Source organism: Actinotignum sp. usb-actsch-213 (assembly GCF_059085665.1).
On the sequence record NZ_JBHNSQ010000054.1, the window covers coordinates 1 to 335 of the forward strand.

A 335-nucleotide genomic window follows, 5' to 3' on the forward strand; every position below is an offset into this window, starting at 1 on the left:
GGTGGAGAAGAAGCGCCGGCTAACTACGTGCCAGCAGCCGCGGTAATACGTAGGGCGCGAGCGTTGTCCGGAATTATTGGGCGTAAAGGGCTTGTAGGCGGCTTGTTGCGCCTGCTGTGAAAACGCGGGGCTTAACTTCGCGCGTGCAGTGGGTACGGGCAGGCTTGAGTGTGGTAGGGGTGACTGGAATTCCAGGTGTAGCGGTGGAATGCGCAGATATCTGGAGGAACACCGATGGCGAAGGCAGGTCACTGGGCCATTACTGACGCTGAGGAGCGAAAGCATGGGTAGCGAACAGGATTAGATACCCTGGTAGTCCATGCTGTAAACGTTGG

1 rRNA gene is annotated in these 335 nt (G+C 57.6%); it reads left to right on the forward strand.

The annotated features are described in order from the left end of the window. Nucleotides 1-335 (forward strand): 16S ribosomal RNA (locus AC5RK6_RS06285); the annotation flags it as partial.